The sequence below is a fragment of the Enterococcus sp. DIV0840 genome (genome assembly GCF_050527835.1).
Classification (GTDB): domain Bacteria; phylum Bacillota; class Bacilli; order Lactobacillales; family Enterococcaceae; genus Enterococcus_L; species Enterococcus_L ureasiticus.
Window position 1 is genome coordinate 3,635,960 of sequence record NZ_CP172876.1, and the last position, 18,927, is coordinate 3,654,886.

At 34.2% G+C, this 18,927-nt stretch carries 17 protein-coding genes and 1 pseudogene; 14 read left to right on the top strand and 4 right to left on the bottom strand.

Annotated features, from left to right (window positions below; all coding sequences use genetic code 11):
* The first annotated feature begins 94 nt into the window (after positions 1-94).
* The 5 genes from IGL98_RS17300 (at position 95) to IGL98_RS17320 (ending at position 6,316) form a co-directional block, all read left to right on the top strand.
* The gene (locus IGL98_RS17300; RefSeq protein ID WP_339099427.1) at positions 95-349 is read left to right on the top strand and encodes a hypothetical protein; all 255 of its coding nucleotides are present in this window, start codon (positions 95-97) and stop codon (positions 347-349) included.
* Positions 255-1,388: a pre-toxin TG domain-containing protein gene (locus tag IGL98_RS17305; protein WP_339099426.1), complete on the top strand. Its 1,134-nt coding sequence runs from the start codon at positions 255-257 to the stop codon at positions 1,386-1,388. The genes IGL98_RS17300 and IGL98_RS17305 overlap by 95 nt, the downstream gene beginning before the upstream one ends.
* A gap of 178 nt (positions 1,389-1,566) precedes the next feature.
* The gene (locus tag IGL98_RS17310) at positions 1,567-4,956 is read left to right on the top strand and encodes an RHS repeat domain-containing protein (RefSeq protein WP_242590296.1); all 3,390 of its coding nucleotides are present in this window, start codon (positions 1,567-1,569) and stop codon (positions 4,954-4,956) included.
* On the top strand, positions 4,944-5,750 hold the full coding sequence (locus IGL98_RS17315; RefSeq protein WP_206843861.1) for a hypothetical protein: 807 nt from the start codon (positions 4,944-4,946) through the stop codon (positions 5,748-5,750). Before IGL98_RS17310 ends, IGL98_RS17315 begins: the two co-directional genes overlap by 13 nt.
* The gene (locus IGL98_RS17320; RefSeq protein WP_206843858.1) at positions 5,747-6,316 is read left to right on the top strand and encodes a hypothetical protein; all 570 of its coding nucleotides are present in this window, start codon (positions 5,747-5,749) and stop codon (positions 6,314-6,316) included. The genes IGL98_RS17315 and IGL98_RS17320 overlap by 4 nt, the downstream gene beginning before the upstream one ends.
* 198 nt (positions 6,317-6,514) lie before the next feature.
* Here the strand turns inward: IGL98_RS17320 and IGL98_RS17325 are convergent, their stop codons facing one another.
* Positions 6,515-6,724 carry a helix-turn-helix domain-containing protein gene (locus tag IGL98_RS17325; protein ID WP_206843856.1) on the bottom strand — a complete coding sequence of 70 codons (210 nt, stop codon included), beginning with the start codon at positions 6,722-6,724 and terminating at the stop codon, positions 6,515-6,517.
* Between the two features lie 103 nt (positions 6,725-6,827).
* Between IGL98_RS17325 and IGL98_RS17330 the strand changes: the two genes are divergently transcribed.
* The 5 genes from IGL98_RS17330 (at position 6,828) to IGL98_RS17350 (ending at position 10,673) form a co-directional block, all read left to right on the top strand.
* Complete coding sequence (locus IGL98_RS17330) at positions 6,828-7,118, top strand: hypothetical protein (protein ID WP_206843853.1); 291 nt, start codon at positions 6,828-6,830, stop codon at positions 7,116-7,118.
* Between the two features lie 198 nt (positions 7,119-7,316).
* A complete protein-coding gene (locus tag IGL98_RS17335; protein WP_206843851.1) occupies positions 7,317-8,081 on the top strand; it encodes a hypothetical protein in 765 nt (254 codons plus the stop codon).
* Positions 8,082-8,226: 145 nt separating this feature from the next.
* Complete coding sequence (locus IGL98_RS17340; protein ID WP_206843849.1) at positions 8,227-9,015, top strand: hypothetical protein; 789 nt, start codon at positions 8,227-8,229, stop codon at positions 9,013-9,015.
* A gap of 29 nt (positions 9,016-9,044) precedes the next feature.
* Complete coding sequence (locus IGL98_RS17345; RefSeq protein WP_206843847.1) at positions 9,045-10,289, top strand: TPM domain-containing protein; 1,245 nt, start codon at positions 9,045-9,047, stop codon at positions 10,287-10,289.
* 123 nt (positions 10,290-10,412) lie between these two features.
* Complete coding sequence (locus IGL98_RS17350) at positions 10,413-10,673, top strand: hypothetical protein (protein WP_206843845.1); 261 nt, start codon at positions 10,413-10,415, stop codon at positions 10,671-10,673.
* Between the two features lie 69 nt (positions 10,674-10,742).
* On the opposite strand, the gene IGL98_RS17355 is transcribed toward IGL98_RS17350, so the two are convergent.
* The 3 genes from IGL98_RS17355 to IGL98_RS17365 form a co-directional block, all read right to left on the bottom strand.
* Positions 10,743-11,711, bottom strand: a complete 969-nt coding sequence (locus tag IGL98_RS17355) for a GH25 family lysozyme (protein WP_242590297.1) — start codon at positions 11,709-11,711, stop codon at positions 10,743-10,745.
* Between the two features lie 198 nt (positions 11,712-11,909).
* Positions 11,910-12,956 (bottom strand): bifunctional transcriptional activator/DNA repair enzyme AdaA, encoded by a 1,047-nt coding sequence (locus IGL98_RS17360; RefSeq protein ID WP_206843842.1) that lies wholly within the window; start codon positions 12,954-12,956, stop codon positions 11,910-11,912.
* 15 nt (positions 12,957-12,971) lie between these two features.
* A complete protein-coding gene (locus tag IGL98_RS17365) occupies positions 12,972-13,799 on the bottom strand; it encodes an isocitrate lyase/PEP mutase family protein (protein ID WP_206913095.1) in 828 nt (275 codons plus the stop codon).
* A gap of 456 nt (positions 13,800-14,255) precedes the next feature.
* On the opposite strand from IGL98_RS17365, the gene IGL98_RS17370 reads away from it, so the two are divergent.
* The 4 genes and pseudogenes from IGL98_RS17370 (at position 14,256) to IGL98_RS17385 (ending at position 18,921) form a co-directional block, all read left to right on the top strand.
* Positions 14,256-14,657, top strand: a complete 402-nt coding sequence (locus IGL98_RS17370; RefSeq protein ID WP_206913097.1) for a hypothetical protein — start codon at positions 14,256-14,258, stop codon at positions 14,655-14,657.
* A 45-nt stretch (positions 14,658-14,702) separates the two neighbouring features.
* A pseudogene (locus IGL98_RS17375) lies at positions 14,703-14,918 on the top strand (hypothetical protein); the annotation flags it as partial.
* A gap of 27 nt (positions 14,919-14,945) precedes the next feature.
* A complete protein-coding gene (locus IGL98_RS17380) occupies positions 14,946-15,749 on the top strand; it encodes an immunoglobulin-like domain-containing protein (protein WP_340689547.1) in 804 nt (267 codons plus the stop codon).
* A 523-nt stretch (positions 15,750-16,272) separates the two neighbouring features.
* Positions 16,273-18,921: a hypothetical protein gene (locus tag IGL98_RS17385; protein ID WP_242590298.1), complete on the top strand. Its 2,649-nt coding sequence runs from the start codon at positions 16,273-16,275 to the stop codon at positions 18,919-18,921.
* Positions 18,922-18,927 lie beyond the last annotated feature (6 nt).

Consider the following 18,927-nt stretch of genomic DNA (forward strand, 5'->3'; position numbering starts at 1 on the left):
ACGGTATTAGCGGTAACCGCTGATGCCGTTTTTAAACACATTAAAATTTTAATCAACCTAGAACGAATAACAAAACTTTAAAGGAGACTTATTCGTGGAAAAAGATGAAGTTAATAAAATAATACAAGATGAAGGACTAACAAATTTTAATTTATTTGAAAAATATTCTTTGAAAGAAAATGAAGTAGTAATAAAGAAAGAAAATAAGTCTTGGGAGGTTTTTTCTACCAGTGAAAAAGGGAGTGCAGAAACTATTGAAGACTGTCAACAAAGGAATTGTTTTAGGAAAAGTAGCAGATCAAAACCAATTAAAAGCATCAAACTTAGATGTAAAGTATACTCAAAGTAGTTGGGAAAAAATGGGACGTGACTTAGGAAATTTAATTGGTTCTGGATGGGGTAAAGGTGTCCATGAAGAATTAAATGATGTCACTAAAAATTTAGAAAAAGCAGAAGACAATATCGCAACCTATGACGAAGATGGAATTATCAGTTTCAGTCATACCGATCGAAGTAGTCAGTATAAAGAGATTGGTGAAAAACTAAAAGTACTGAAAGATTTCACAGGACAAGTTAACACTATTTTATCTACTGAAATCGACGATCCTTTCTATAAAGAAATGGATGCCTATGTAACTGCTGTAAGAGATTTAGATATCACAGAATACTCAGTATCGAATAGCTTAGGGATAAAAGAAACTAGAACTGCATACGCCATGGGAAGCAACATGACGTATGAGGTAAAGAAAGACAAGATAAATCTTGAAGATATTATGAACGGCAACAATACTGTTGGTCGTGCAATGACTCAGGAATGGAAAAACTATTTAGAAAATAATCCTGGAGCAGAAGATTTAAAATATTCCGAATATCAGAAAGCAACTCTTTATTCTGGTGCATTTGAATATGAATCTATTTCAGATGGACAACACAAAAAAGAATTTTGGTTTAACATGGCTGCACTTGCAACGACTGTTGTGGTAGGAATCGTTTGTCCACCTGCTGGTTTTGCGTTAGGCGCTGCATTGGGCGGATATGAATTACTTAATGCCGCAGTTGGTAAAGATTTATTAAGTGGTCGTGAATTAGGAACTGGTGAACGTTGGTTCCGAGTTGGTGCTGGCGCCCTAGGTGTATTTGGTGGTGTGAAAGGATTAAGTTCTTTCAGTAAAAATATTACCATGAGTATTGATGAAGAAGAGAAAATCGAGAAATTTGCTCGTAGAATAAATGATGAGTTGAAACGCCGTAAGAAGTTGTTGAGTGAGTTTTCTGTGGCTAGTTTGGATATGTATGAACGTGCTAGTGGCAAAGAAGAACCGATTATCCTTATTCTTCTAGATGGTTTTGAAGGAATGAAAGGTGCCAAGTTTGAGGAGATCCTTTAAAAAGTTATTACGCAAGTAGCTCGTGAAGGTGCTGGGATTGGACTTCACCTATTACTTTCTGCGGGACGTCAGAATTCAATGCGCATGACGCTTTCAAGTAATATCAAGACACAAATTGTGTTGAAGATGATTGATGATTCAGAACCTAGAGCAATCGTTGGACGGACGACATTAACGATTGAATCTATCAAGTATCCAATACCCAAATCAAGGAACCACTCGTTATGTGTATGATAACCAAAATCAGGTCATTGAAACCACGAATCCAACGGGTGCCGTAACGACATTTGAGTATGATACAGAAGGTAATTTGACGAAAGTTACGAATGATGAAGGCAATACACGTGAATATACGTATAATGAAATTAATAAAGTGACCACCGTTAAAGACTTTGATGGGACAACTATCACACAAGAATACAATGAATTAGGGAAAGTTTCAGCTATCACAAATCAATCTGGACACGTGACAGAGATGGATTATGACTTGATGTGGAATATCGCCAAAATTAAAGAACCAAACGGCGCAGAGACTGCTTACTTGTACAATCAATACAATCAACTAAGTCAAGTCACCGATGCCAAAGGAAACAGCGTTCACTATGACTATGATGAAAATCAAAATGTGACAAGTATTCGCTCTCCTAAAGGTGAAGAAACCACGTTTGCGTATGACGCCTTAAACAGACGGACAAAGATGGTTGAAGCCGATGGTGCGACCACTCGTTATACCTATAATAAACTAGGCAAAGTCGCAACAATCACCGATGCCTTAAACCATACAACGACTTTTGAATACGACTTGTTAGGACAATTAATCCGCCAGACAGATGCTTTAGAAAATGAAATCACCCTTTCTTATACATCACTTGGACAATTAGAATCTGTCACTGACGCAAACGGCGGGGTTACTTCTTATGACTATTACCCTGGTGGAAACTTAAAACAAGTCACCTATCCAGCTGGTGAAACAGAACAATATGTGTATGACTTGAATGATAATGTCATTGAAAAATGGACAAGTGAAGAAAGTAAAATTACCTATGCCTACGATAGCTTGGATCGTGTCACAGCTATTACCAATCCATTAGGCAACACTCGGAAGTTCTCTTATGACGCTGCCGATCGAATCGTTTTGTATCAAGATGAAGCGGGAGCCATTACAGAATACGATTATTCTCCGACAGGAAATCTTACTTTGGTCAAAGATGCTTTAGGCAATGAAACCCACTACGATTATGATACAGTAGGGAACCTAACAACCATTCAACAATACGGATTGATTGATGCCGAATTAGAAAACGTGTCCGAACAAAATCGTGTGACACAGTATCAATACGACCTACTAGGAAATGTGACCACCGTGACTGATGCATTCGGGAATCAAGAATACTATGGCTATGACGAAAACAATCAATTAATTAAAAAGACAGATAAAGATGGTTACCAAACCGCCTTAAGTTACAACCAAACAGGTCAAGTTCAAAAATTGAACTACTCAGATGGTAAAGAAGTCACTATGCAGTATAATCCTTTACGTAAATTGGAAGCTGTGAAAGACTGGTTAGGCACCACTCAAATGAAATTAGACGCTTTAGGTCGTGTAGAAGAAGTGCAAACACCAGATCAACAAGTTACGAAATATGGCTGGGACGGTCAAAGCAATCGAACAAAATTAGTCTACCCAGATGGCAAAGAAGTGCAATATGTCTATAATCCATCCAATAAACTAACCGAACTACACACAGACGATCAAGTTTACCGTTATCAGTACGATGCCCAAGGACGCTTGATTGAGAAATCTTTACCAAATCAAGTGACCACACACTATGAATATACACCTGCTCATCAACTAAGTGCCTTGATTCATCAAAAAGAGCAAGAAATTCTGGAAAAATACCAGTATCAGTATGATCAAGCTGGCAACAAACAAGTGATTGAGAAACACCGTCAAGGTTTAACCGAAGACAGTGGACAATACCAGTATCAATATGATGCCTTACAGCGCTTAACACATGTCTCAAAAGACCAAGAAATCTTACGGCAGTATACCTATGATGCTTTCGGTAATCGAACAAGTAAACAAGAATCAACTGGTTCAATAACTTACCAATACAATGCCTTGAATCAGCTAATCAAACAAGATACACCACAAGAAACCAAACAATTTAACTACGACCAACGTGGCAACCTTGTGGAGGAATTGATCAACAATCAAGTTACTAAATCATTTACATTTGATGCGACAAACATGATGACACAAGTAACTACTGCCTCAGGTGACAAAGCAACCTATCGGTATAATGGTTTAAGAAATCGTACCAGCCAAACCGTTGAAAAAGCCAATGAACCATTAAAACAGATTCAGTATATTTTAGATTTGACGAGACCGTATAATAATTTATTGGCACGTCAAGTGAATGAAGACAAAGAACAGTATTTATGGGATAATGAATTATTGGCAAAGAATGAAGAAGAATACTTCTTGTTAGATGATTTAGGCAGTCCGTTACGTCAGTTAGCGAATACTGGACAGACTATTGAAGAATATGGATTTGATGAATTTGGGCAACCTTTATTCGGTACAACAACAAGCCACCCCTTCGGCTTTACTGGCTATCAACAAGATGAGATTAGTAGACTAAGTTACGCACAAGCTAGATATTACGATCAGAGCCAAGGGCGTTTTGTGAGTGAAGATACTATCAAAGGTATTATATCTGTTCCAGAAACGCTGAATACCTATTCTTATGTATGGAATAGTCCTTTGACACTTGTAGATTTGGACGGAAATTTCCCAACATGGAAAGATGTTACAGATGGAGCTAAAGGTGTTGTTGACTGGGTTGGAGACAATGTGATTGGAACTACTGATAAAATTGTTGATAAAAAGACTAACACTGAGATGACTGAAAAAAGTGGTGGTAAATTCATTACTATCGATAGTACAAATGGTTCCTGGTCTGGAATAAGTATTGATTGGGGTGTCATTAAAGTTAACACTCCAATAGGTGATTTTGGTTTAACTGGTACAAGTTCAAGTATAGGCTGGTCTTCAAGTGGAGTCACTGTCAACAATTCAGTAGGTGTAGAAATTTGTTCCATCAATCCTCAAATAGGAACAAATGTTGGCGTTGGGAAAGATATTTCTTTAGGCGGAAAAGTTAATTTAGATGTAGGAGATTATGGAATAGGTATGAACGGTAAAGGAAGTATGGGATTGTCCGGGGTTAAAAGCGAAGGTAATATTAGTTCTCACGACAAGAACAACACTTGGCAAAATGGTTTATATTTTGATAATTTCGTCTGGGGAGTACAGTGGAAAAATACAGCTAAAATAAGTGATAATATTAAAAAAATCTTTGAAGGAAAAAGAGAGGTTTTTGATGGTAGAGGACTATTTGGGGGAGCATTAGCAGTTATTTTAGCTGGTTTTGGTTTAGCAGCACTAGCTCCTTTCATAGGAGCCGGAGGTGTAGTCACTGCTGGGGCAGCAGCATTATTAGCTCTGATAGCCTTCCTAAGTGGAGAAGAAGTATCCGCAGAGGAGATAACATGTTTAGAATAGATACAAAATACGAAGAAAAATTAAAAAAATACAAAAAAGAACAACAGAAACGATTTTTGATACATCTTCCATTGATACTATTGTTTTTTGTAACATTTGTGCCTTTTTTTAGGAAAGGTGCTTTAAATGGGTATACACTATTACTAATGATTATCCTCTTTTTCTTTTTAAAGAAAAAGAACTATATTACCTATTCTTCCATAGAAGAATATAAACATTACTTCACCTTGAATGATATTTTACTAAAAGACTGTGATGCGAAACTTTGGTTATACTATTTAACAAAGATGAAAATAGACAAAAAGAAAAAAATTTCAAGCCAACTCGAATACATCAACGCATTATTATTAACTGGTGAATTTGTTAAAGCATCTACAAAGCTATCCATACTCGATCAAAACAAGATATATTCTATCTCTGACTATGTTAATTACTATATTATTAAAAATAATCTTAGCTTCTACTTACAAGATACAAATGGATTACAACAAATCAAAAATGAACTTGAAAATTTGAAATATAGAAGAAAAAGCATTGAGCATAGGATCACAACATTAAAAGAATCAAATCAAGCTTATATTGAGTGTTTAGAAGGAAATTTAGATTATAAATTATACATGACGAAAAAAAAAATAAATACATCTTTTAATATATCTAGAGTAAGCATTGCATACGTTGTGTATTTAGCATCTAAGAATGACCAAAAGTACCATGACAAAGCTAGAAATTTTATAGTAAAATATGGCGGAACATGTTTTTTTAAAGAAGCTGTGGAGAGTGATGAAAAAAAATGAAAAAATTTTATTTTCACGACTTAATAAAATATTTTATTCTAACATGTATTTTTCTGACTGGATATTTTATTTTTACTACTGTTACAAAAACTAATACTGATGCTAACAATGTCGTTTCAAATTATCCTGTTAAAGCCTCAAATAACATAACAAAAATAGAATACAGTGATAGTATCGATGCGTTCTATAGAGTAAAGAATGACTTTATTTTCAAAACATACAAAGATAAAAGTCAAAAAAAGATATTATTTGAAACAAAATCTGACAACTATTTTGACTATAAAGCTCAGAAAAAAATGGAAAAAGATTTCGGGCTCGAACAAATGATCAAATTAAATGTTGTAGGTAATGAAAATAAACATCTTTCCCGCCAACCTTCCTATGGGGTCAGTATTGATCCTAAAGTAAAAGGGTTAAGTGTGAATGGGAAAAAAGTAGATAAAGTTTTTGATTATGAATACAACGGACACGTATTCTATATTTGGTATTTCAAAGACTTCGAAATTAGTTTAGATAAAGTAAATACAGAAGAAGAGTGGGATAACATATTAATAACTTTTTCTTAAATACTATGTACATCTATTCTTTCAAATTATGGTAAGTCCTTTATCAAATTACTTCAAAAGTGGTACAATCATCAGTTTTTACTGACGATTGTACCACTTTTTTAAATTAAACCTTTTATCGAACATAAAAAAAACAGATATTAAAATAGTTCTATTATTTAGTATCACTTTTAGTTATACGGTGATATATCTCTATCTTTACTTCAACTGAATTATCTCAGATATATCACTAATATCCAACGCATCCGCTATCCTCTCGATATGCGGTAAATAAATCTTTTCTCTTTTATTATTTGCTAATTTATTAACGATTGAAGGCTCGATATCTGATAAACGTGCAAGTTCTCTTAATGATATACCTCTGTCTTTTACCAATTGTTTTAAACGAATTTCTACTTTTCTTTCCATAAAATTTCCTCCACTCTTTTGTTGCTCATACGAACATCATATAGTATAATAAAAAAAGAGGTGGTGCTCTTAAAAGCATCATTCTGAAAAAAGGAGGAAAATTATGGAAATTAAAAAGCTAGAGACAAAAAATAATCAACCTATTAAAATGGTAAGTCATCAGGAAATTTACTCTCTACATGATATGTTGGAACAACTTAATTCATGGCAAGTTGCACTAAAGTTATTGAACGACTTTTTCAGTGACAAAAAACGCCCTGTGAACAAAAAGAAAATTGCTAGTGACTATTACGCCTGTTCTCAAATATTCTCAGCTTTTCAATCTGATTTTTCACAGACTATTCCCAAAATGGAAAATCAAATTGAAGAACTACGTCGAAAAGAAAAAATTTAATTATTTACTACCTTTCCGAGTCAGAAATTACTTTTTTAAGTAATTTTTGACTTTTTCTCTCAAATGAAAATATTCGTTCACCCTTTATGTTAAAATTAAATCTACTATGTACTTTATATAGTTAAAGATAGGATTGGAAAATCTATCAAAAAAATGCGTAATTTAGCTTTCAGATAAAATTACATTAGGAGAAGAATTTTGAAAAAAACAGCTAATGATTTTTATTTTTTTATCGCACCAATAAAATACAGATTAGAATTTGCTGGAATCAAGGCTTCAAGAAGTATAAGCCTTATTGCCGTAGCATGTTTTCCAATCATGTATTTCTACATTGATAGTTTTGAATATGATGAGATTTACTTTCCTAACACAATGTTTTTCCAAACAATTGTTTTATTCTTTTTAGTTATAAATGTGTTGATTCTATTCTCACTACTACTAATAAAAACGAAACTTTATGATCCAATTATCTATTTTCTGGTCAGTTGGGGCTTTTTAGAATTAGCCTACGTTATACTCATTGTTGAATATAGAAATTTTTTATCAATCTCTATCTCTGAAGAACATCAAGCACTCGCATTCGACATTCTATTATTCCTACCATTTGTATTTATACTTATCTCAATAGTATGGTACGTTTGGATGATTCTAACTGGAAAAACTCATAAAAAATATCCAAAAGTAATTGAGATGGAGAAAAAAGTTAAAGGGGATAGTAATGTAGATAGTGCAATTACTAAGAGTCAAGGAATTCTTTTGATTGGAACATCCGCTGGAATCGGAATAGGCGGACTTATGGAAGGATCATTTATATTATTTATACTGCTAACTGCTCTCGCTTACTTTATAGCTTTTGTAGTAGGGAAAGTCTTGATTATGTCATTCGTCAAATTTAAATTTCCTAAACAATATTCTGAAAAAGCTTTAGAAGCAACACTAAAAAGAGAAGGTTGGGGAAATTAATGAAAATAATATATTGATCTTACATAATATATTTACTTGGAGAAAAGAATGAGGATCATAACATGAAAAAGAGCATTAGATTTAACAAATAGAAAATACTGTCTCAGAAAAGATGGCCGAGGAAGGGTATATAAAAGCAGGAAATATGTCTTTTGGTAAACGGTTAATAGCTGCAATTTTTTTTGCTGGTTCCGTACAAGCGTTGTATTGGTTTGGCTATTTTTTAGTGGGAAACTCAACCTTTTCAGGTACTACAAATGAGTATCAATTCACGTTGTCCTTAAAATGGTTCGTGATGCTGTTCTGTCTATATTTTCTTTTTAATATGATTTTTTTAGGTGCCAAATATAGATGTTGGAACAATATTAAGTTAGCATATAAATCCAATGTTTGGTTAGCACAACTTAGCGTAATCTTTTACTGGTTGTTAATTATTGATTTACAACTGTTGACAAAAAATCCTTATCTGAGAACCTTCAATATTTTAGTCGTCCTAGCTTGTTTTATTTTCAGTATAGTCAAATCGATTAAAAAAATTAAAAATTTAATTTACAAAAATCAAGAAGTTGATCGGTTAAGTAAATTAATGACTGAAAATCCTAAAATGATTAAATCCGTTTTGACAATTCTTTTTATAGCATCTGTCGTAAGTAACATATTTTCAAATGAACTGTCTGATCAAACACCTAAACAAAACATAGAAGGCAGAATTATCTTGGCGCTTGTTCCAGTACTACCTATTCTATTCTCTATTTTTAGCATTTATGCATTTCCTTGGCTATTTGAAACAATGGCACGAATATATTTTCTGAATAAATTTTCAGAAGACTTCAGAAAAAAATTTGGTGTAGATAATGGAATATGGTATGGCTCTAAATCTAAGGAATACAAAAAAGAACAAAGAAAAAATAGCAATCCTTTTCTAAACCCCTAAACTAAAACAACACAATCAAAAGGAGCAAAATGAACTCAAATCACACACATAAAACACACACACAATTTACCAAAATAAACTTTTTAAAAACAATCCTACTCCTCACTACAATCTTTCTATTCACTCTATCCACCCCACAAACCAGCTCAGCCGAAAGCTTCTTCGTCGATGATCAAGCTGGTTTATTAAGCGAGGAAACAAAACAAGCGATCATCCAAGCAAACGAATCAGACTTCAAACAACTACCTGGCAGCCCGCAATTCGTCCTAAAAACGATAAAAAAATTACCCAAAAACGAAACGATTGAAACCTACGCAAATGAAACCTTCCAAACGTTAGGTATCGGTGATAAAGATCTAAACAACGGCTTTCTATTTGTCATTGCCGTCTCTGACCGAAAATATCGTTTAGAAGTTGGGTATGGTGTAGAAGACGTGATCACAGATAGCATGAAACGTGCCATTGTGCCTACAAGCGTGGAACAATTGTTTCGTGAGGAAAAGTATGATCAAGGTTTGACTATCATCAGCCACAATATCATAACGATCGTCAATGAACGTTATGGCAATTACGAAGCAGCGAAAAAGGAAATTCAAGATATAGAACAGGCAAGTAATTCTTATGACGACTCTGAATATCACTATGTAGAACCGAAAAAGAATTTTTCAAACTATATTGGGAGCGCTTTTGCTTTTATCATGGATCATTTTGTCCTATCAACGTTGGTAGCTTTGAGTCTATTTATCGGCTTTCTTTTCTTAAGGAGTTTCTTAGAAGAACGGCTTTTAAAAAAGCCCCTGTTTGATTCGATCCAAGAATTACAAGTACGTTGGCTAGGTAAAGTAGCTGTGAGAGAAAAAGCGATTATGCTTTATGTTAAAGAAGCACCTATTAGGATATTGATTCTAGCCAATTTTGATAACTATAAACCTTTACAACACTATTTAACTAAGATTTTATTTACAAGCGATGTCATTGATTACACAACACAACTTGGTAAATATCGTATGCATCACCTTACTGCAGCCAACAAGCTAACATATTGCACCATGTGTTTAGAAATCAGTGAGCGGTACTATGAAGCGTATTCCCAAAGTTTAGGTGATTTCCTAACAGAACCACAGAACATCACTCAGGCTAAAGAACAACTACAACCAAGACTGAAAAAATCAGATAGTGACTACTTAGAAATTTTACAAAAAATCGTTCAAGCCAGAGTTGCTTTCATGCAAACGAGAAAGATTGTGCAAGTCTATGTAAAAAAACATGTATAAAAATCATTTTACACAAAACAAAAAGAAAAATTACTAGTTTTACTTGTTTCCTATCATCTGTTAAAAGGTCAAGATACCAGTAAGGAAGATTTTTTAACAGAAGCAGGTAATTTTGAAAATGAATTGCCTAAAGCTTTTAAAAAGGGTGAGAAGGATTTTAAAAAAATCGAGTCTGACTATTATCAAAAAGCGATCACGGATCTTGATAAATGCTTATTTCTTGGTGCCATACCTGGCATGAATTTATCAAGTTATCAAACGTTACAATATTTTAGTACCTCAAGTTATCGAAGTAGTGACTCTGGCGGATCTTCCGGGGGTGGCGGAAGTAGCTCCGGTGGCGGTGGTTCATCAGGCGGAGGCGGCTTTTCTGGAGGCTGGTAAATTTGAAAAAGTGGACAATGTTCAAAATTCACCTGACCATCGCCCACTCTTTTTTATTCATCTATTTAATTAATTTTTCACCGCAAACAGCGCTTCAGCAATCCCCGGCACCCAACTAGAATCCCCATAATTCTTATGCGTTTGAGTCACTGTATACTTTTTTCCTTGATAGACCACTTCTTCTCCCTGATAATACTGAATCGGCTTCAAATCCGTTCCCAGTTTAAATTCAAGTGTAGAAACAAATCGGCCAAGATAATCCACATTCGCATCAAATACGCCCGTCACACCTGAAAATTCCACTTGCGAACTCCACTGCCATGCAGCTGTATCAGCGTGTAGTAAATTTTCATTTGATGGATTTTTCGGCCATTCTGCTACCCAACAGTTCTCTTTTCCTAAAACTGGAAATTCTAACCAATTATTCGTAAACCAGCTAGCCATACTATAATGTATCACATTGCTAAACCCACGTTTATTCAATTGATTTTTAAAAGCAGTCGATGTAATCGTCACATCTGCAGGAATCATCTCCCCTTCTTCTGCATCATTGACCATTACAGTATCTGAACTCAAACCAAGCTCTTCAGCAAAATCCGCAAAGTAATTGGCTTCTTCAACGGCTTTTTGCTCATCTACAAACCAAGAATAATGATACGTTGAAACAGTTAAACCTGCTTTTTTAGCGTTTTCGATTTGGATCTTCGCAAAAGGATTTTTATACGTCGTATATTCCGTTAATTTTACGACTACCCCTTTAACACCTTGTGCATTCATTTTTTTATAGGATTCCACAGATATTTCACCATTCCAAGAAGAGATATCGATAAAGTCAGCTCTCGGAAGAGATTCTTGTGTATATGGAAGTGAGACCTGCCTCTTTTTTCTAGTAGGCTCCGCTTTTTGTAAGTTATTTCCCATAACATGATTATTTGCTTCACTGATTCTTACATCTTGAGCAGATGCTTGCACGCCCATCGAAAATAAAGCTGCACTGCCCAGACAGATGAATAATGCATTTAATAACGTTTTTTTCAAAATATTAACCACTCTTTCTCTTAAATCTTTATAGGTTATTTTAACTTTACCATTACAATAACACGTTTTTATAAATCTTTTAGATCAAAATAGTATCTTTTATGTTTTTTTTGAATTCAAATAAAATAACGATCGTTACTAAAAAAGTGTCATTTCCCTCTAGCTAAAGGAAAATGACACGCTCTTAATATTATCTATTTAACGGTACTCCCGCTCATGCTTCAACAGCCAGTTCTTCCGCTCAACTCCGCCACCATAGCCACCTAAACTTCCATCCGTCTGGATCACCCGATGGCACGGAATAATGATCGCCAACTGATTCGCACCATTCGCATTCCCAACCGCCCGCATTCCATTTGGACTTCCGATTACAGCAGCCAATTCTTTATAAGAAGACGTTTCACCACGCTTGATTTCCGTCAAAGCCTGCCACACACTTTTTTGGAAGTCAGAACCTAGACACATATAAGGTGTCTGAAATTCGTCCAGTTTCTTCTCAAAATACAACGCTAATTCCTCTTTGATTTGTTCATTGATTTTTGTTTTTCCAGGAACAATCGACGCATTCATTCGATTTCGCAGCCGCTCGATTTCTCTTTCCAACCCACGGCGATCGACAAATTCCAGCAAATATAAATATTCGTCATCTGCAATACTCATCATCGGTCCAAGAATCGTATCGATCCAATCAGCAGATAATACCTTGATGTCCTTTGATTGTTTCGGATTTCTGCCCATGATTTTCGAAAAAGCATCATAAAATCCGCTAGAAGAATCATAGCCTACATCCAACTGAGTATCGATCCGTTTTTCACCATTTTTGATTGATTTCAACGCCATTCCCATCCTTCTTGAACGTGCATATTGAACAAATGTCATGCCATAGACTTTTTTAAATTGCCTTCTGGCTGTCATTGAGTGAATGCCCAACTCCGCGAAATCTTGATCTTTCCAACGCTTTTCTGGGTTTTCTTCCACTAGTTCCACCATTTGCTGAATCAAAGGCGGAATTTCTCTTGGGAAAGATAACGGTTTGCAGCGTTTACATGGTCTATAACCAGATAAAAGGGCTTCTTCTGCTGTTTCGTAAAAAGTACAATTTTCGTACTTCGGTTTTCTTGCAGGACATGTTGCGTGGCAAAAAATACCTGTTGATTTGATGCCGACAAAGAAGATACCGTCATAGGTAGAATCTTTCGCCAATAGTGCTTGATAGTAATGTTTTTGTTCTTTTTCGCTGATCATTGGACATTCCCCTTTCTATTTTATTCTGAATAATTCAATAAGATCTTGTTCCTCATATTGAGCCAAATCTGCCAGTAACGATGTATAAAATGCATCTAAGTCAGTATTTTCACTTTCATTATAAAGCATATAGATCGAAGGACCAAAGCTGATTCTTGAAATTCCTGTATTTAGATAGTCTGTAATGGAATCTTTTTTGATATCAAGCATGATATTGATCGGCAACGTTGTTTCATCTGCTATTTTCTTGATATGTTCTTTATTTTTTAAACCTGGTATAAAAATACCATCGATTCCCGTTTTTTCATAGGCTTTGATTCGAGTGATTGTTTGGGTTAATACATCTTCATTTTGGTTGTTTTCAGCAATATCTCCGATAAAATACATATCAGTTCTCACATTGATAAATAGATCATTTTTCATGGCGTTACGTTTTTCTATGATACAAAGTAACCGCTCGTTTTGTTCTTCTATGGAATAAAGCGTTTCTATGTTTGGTTGTTTATCTTCAATATTGATCCCGACAACGCTGGTGTTTATGAGTGATTCTATATTACTCACCAAATCTGTTGTAATTTCGGCATAACCTGATTCAATATCTGCGGTGATATAATTGGTTTCTGGATTCATTTGTTTGATATAACCTACTATTTCAGCAAAAGGCATATTTTCACCATCTTGATAGCCATAATGATTTGACATTGCATAACTACCAGTTGGAATCAACGTGATTTTATTTTGTGTCAGTCCACGAGCGCTTGCTACACTCCAAATATTTAGTAAGACTAGTGGTTTGTCTTTTCGGTGTGCATTTCTGAATTCTGTAGTTTTATTTTCTTTCATTGATCATCATCCCCTTCAATTGGTCTCTTTAGTATACTGCTGATCTATAAAAGGTTCTTTCGAAAAATGAACATCAATTTTTTATTTTTTGGGTATGGGAAAATGAAAGAAGCCTCGCTGACAAAAAAAACACCCACTCTTCGGGGAAAGAGTGGGAAAAGGAGTTAAAAAATGAAAAAAGTGTTTTATTAGGGTTGTTTGTTTGGTATGAATCTATAATAACCTGAATTTGTGACTATTTTGTGCTGAAATTTTGGTTTCTTTACTATGATTGTTAGACGAAATTCTGAACTCTTAAAAATAACCTACCTAACTAAAAGAAGCATATTTTTCTATTCAAACTATTATTAAACTCTCCCATAGAAATAAATATTGAAACCTAAATAAGTGTATTAATTCACTTAAAGAGATAAATAAATTATAATTAGTTGTCAAATAAATTAAAAGGAGAAAAAAATGAAAAAGTCTATTGTTATTGCAAGTGCTATTTTAGGATTCAGTTTAGGAGGTTTTCTTCTTCCTAATATTACTGGAGCAGAAACTTTAATGGCTGAAGCTTCACCAGTTGTCACTTCTTCAGCTTTTAAAAATCACAGTGATTATATTATTACTGACCCTGTTGGTGTAGGTGGTAAAAAGAGTCTGTTTGTATCTGGGGAAGTAAAACGAGGTTCAACTATTTATTGGGTACAGCTTTGGGTAAATGATGTCTTGGTGGCAACGGAACCCATAATTGAAGACGTTCCAAACGAAGACAATTATTTTTTTGAATTAGATATTAATAATAGTATTCAGTCTTTAGAAGATACGGTGAAAGTGATTGGCTTAGATCGAGATAAAAAAGTGGTTGGTGAATAGTCTGAAGTTTTTCTTCAACCAAGTGAATGGGTTTTAACACCTGATGAATTTACGTTGCGAAAAGATTCTGTCGTCACGGGCGTTGCAGATTGGGAAATGACTGATGTAAAACTTGCTGTAAATACTAAAATCATCGATGAAAAAGAAGTTCCCTATACTAGCTTATTTTCATTAGACTCAAAAGGAGAAATACAATTTCTTAGAGATTATGTTGAAGTACTAGGGTTTGATGCGGATGGTGAATTAGTTCAAAAGGCAAAAGTAGCGGTCAATCCAATTAAATTAGCAATGAACCTAAATGACTTTACACTTGGCGAACGAAATGTTACAGGTATTATTAGTGGTGGCGGGGCGTCTCAGGTTCGTTTATATGTAAATAACAAGAGACAGCAAACAACTGCAATCAAAGCCGATGGTTCATTCAGTTTAGTTGCTAGAGCCATTACCAGTATTAATGATAAAGCAAGTATTGCGATTTTAAATACTGAAGGAGTAGAATTAGGACGTTTTAACGTCGTCATTAATGAAAGCGGTCAATCAAGACCTTTCATTGGGCAATATTCAGATGGTCTATCTGCAATTCCTGGTGGAAATGTAGGGTTGCAAACCTCTTTTAGAAACTATGGTTTTGAAAATGAATACGACATGGGAACACAAACAATTCCAACAGCTAAATGGTTAAAACCTGAATTTTATTTCTACTATCAAAAAGATATGGAGATTGCAGCCTTTACAATGGGTCTGGATCCTATCATTTCAATAAATGATTTAGATTCAAATAAAGTTGTTGTCAGCGACCTTGAAAACCGTGTTTTTGACGGTACTGAATACAAAGGATTAAAACTTTCTTTTCAGTATGATTTCCAAATTAGAAGTGCGTTTGGTGAAACATTCTTAAGTGCTTGGTTAAAAACACCGGAACAAAAAACGAATGACCTATCTGTTATTGCGTTCGGAAGTTCTAATTCAAATGCAACCAACTATAAACCAATCGTCCAGGCTAGTAAAGATACAAATGACTTAACGCAAACTGGCAATCCTAACAAACAAATTTTTGGTTATAAGAAGACAAGTTATTCCGTAAGTTATTGATTTTACTCTATAACTTGGCGTTTGCATTAAAATAAAACAGTCAATCTGAGTTTCTTTCCCTGGGAACTCAGATTTTTTTAAAAGAATCTTCTTGGAAGCTACCCACAAGAACCATTCACTCACTCTAATTCAGTATAAATTATTGCATTCCTTAGACTTAAAAAATATAAAATTAATAATTAAAATGAATAAATAATAAATTAATAAAGAGCCCATATCCGTTAACAACCATCAATAAATTCCGAAAATCCCAATATTTTAATACGCGATGTTTATTTTTTTTCATTAAAAAATTCTCTTGTTTATCTTTATATAAACACGCTTTCTTATTATTTTAAAGATATTCTAAAAAATATTTTCTTTATCCTTATTTATCAAAAAATTTGAACAGTATAGAAAATTATGATAAATAAATTACTTAATAATGTTTTATAATTACATTTGTAAAAATATAACTTCCTTCAAGATTTTATATTTTTACTATATAAATATTATTTCAAAAAAGGAAGGTATGTGTATTTTAATGAATGATTCATGGAGAAAAGGTTCGTTTAAATTTTTATTGTATTCAAGTACGCTTATCATAGCAGTTAATACTTCAATACCAGGATTGGCCGCAACTGTAGAGCAGATAACTCAACCCAAGTCAGCCAAAACAGCTTTGGAAAAAGACTATCAGACTGTGTTACAAGAGTATTTAACAGCCAAAGAGGAATACGAGCAAACAAAAGCAAGTTATGATACTGCATTAAACGATTACAATACGTTAAAAAGCACAGCAGACGAAACCTATAATACGGCCAATCAACTTAAAACAACTTTAGATGGATTAAAAAAAACCTACCAAACGCAGTCAACGAAATTTGACGAAACTACTAAGAGTTACAACGTAAGCAAGGCTACATATGAAACAAATAAGTCTAATTATGAAGCACATATTGAAAATTACAATACAGCCAAAGACGCTTACGAAACAGAAAAAAAGATTTATGAAGAATCAGAAGCCACATTTATTAACATGCAAACTGCGTATTTAACAGCACAAGCAGAATATGAAACATTAAACGAAGATGCTGAGAAAAAAAGAACCGACTACGAAACCTTACGTATCGCATATGAAGACAAACAGAAAGTTTACGAAGAAGCTGCAACTGCGTATAGAACGATTCAAACAGCCTATAACAAAGCGAAAGAAACGTATAATACCCAATTGAAAGACTATAATTCACAAAAAATTTCTTATGAAAATCTACTTGGCACCTATACTACTAAAAAAAACACTTATGATGCTAAAGCGAAAGCATTCAACCTAGCAGCTATATCATATAACACGCTAAAAACAGAACTTGAAACAGCTAAAGTTGACTACACTAACGTCAAAAAAGAGTATGATCAGGCGCTTAAGGAATATAACACACTGCTAACTGAGTATAACAAAGCAAAAGATAGTTACTTAACTGACAAAGCAGCTTATGAAAAACGTCTGTCAGAATTAAACACTTCAATAAGTAATTACGAAAGTATGCTGGCTGAGTACAATAAAATCAAAGCTGATTATCAAACAACAAAACAAGCTTATGAAGAAGCAAAATCTGAATACGAGACTCTATCAAGCCAATTAAAAGAATTAGCAAACCAATATGAAACACAACGCACAACATATGAAACAGAAAAAACAGCCTTTGAGCAGAAAACAAAAGCGTATGAAACAGCGAAAACAGCGTATGATCAACAATATGATACGAAACTGGCTGCTTACGAAATAGATCTAAAACTCTATAATGAAAAACGAGCGGTAGCTGAAGCAATTTTAAAACAGTATGAAGAAGGTACTGCAGAATATTCATCTGCGTTGACAGTCTACACTGAAAACAATAATCGTTACAATGAAGTGAATAAAGACTATCAACAAGTCAAAGAACAAGCAGATGCACTAACTGCTAAATTTAAAGAAGTCACGATAGCTTATGAAACTGCAACAACTGAGTATCAAGCCATAGCTCAAGCTTACCAGTCTATCAAGCAGAAATATGATTCCCTCGTGGCACAATACGATCAAGCAAAGAGCAAGTATCAACAATTAGAAAAAGCCTATCAAACCATCAATACTAGCTATACTCACGTAATGAGTGTCTATGCTGAAACGGAAACAGCCTATAAAACAGCACTTAAAGAGTCTGATGAAGTAAAAGCTCAATTTGCTCAGGTAAAATCATCTTATGAAGCTGTCTTTGGTAAATTTACAAGTGGATCAGAAGCTTTTGATGCGACCAAAGTGAAATATAGTGAGGCAAACAAAACATATGAAGCAGTTACTCAAAAATTTGAATTAGCTCGCGCCGAATATGACCGTCTTTTCCCGGAGTATCAAACATTGAAAAATGAATTAGCACAATTAAAAACTGAGCTTTCAAAGGCTGAGACATCTTTTACTAATCTAGGAAAAATATTAGAGACTACGAAAAACCAATACACTGATTTAAAAACACAATATACTAAAACAATGGCTGATTACGAAAAAGTTAAAAAGCAATTTTCTGATCTAGGAGTGGACTATACTACTGCTAAAACAGCTTATACAACTGCAGCTGAAGCAATTTCAAAAGCAAAAGAAACTTTTGAGCTCCACGAAAAAGAATATGCTGATTTAGCTGCTTATTATGTTGGTCTTAAAACTAAATATGAAGAAACTCTAGTAATCTATAACACGACTTTAGACACATTAGCCGAAGTTACAGCTGAACAAAAAGTTCATGAAGAAGAGTACACCGCTGTTTCAAAAGAGTATGAAAAGTTAAAAGACTCTCTTACAGCGCTTCATATAGAATATGGTGAGGTTAATACAGCATACAAAGCCGCGAATGATGCGTGGAAATTAGCCGATCCTGCATATCAAGTTGCCAATGACAAACTAAAAACGCTTAAAGATAACTATGATACTGCACTTGAGCTCTTTAATAGTCTGCAAACCAAGTATAATCTTGCAAAAGAAAGCTTCAGTACAGCTGCAAAACCTTATGAAGATGCACTAGAAGCTTATGAGAAGGCAGTTATTGCTGAAGGGAAAATTAATGCTGCAGTTACTACTATGAATCAGATCATGGAAGCATTACCAGATGATAAAGTTACACAGGAAAATCTTGAGAATATTTCAGCTGACTTAGCAGCTTAGCAAACA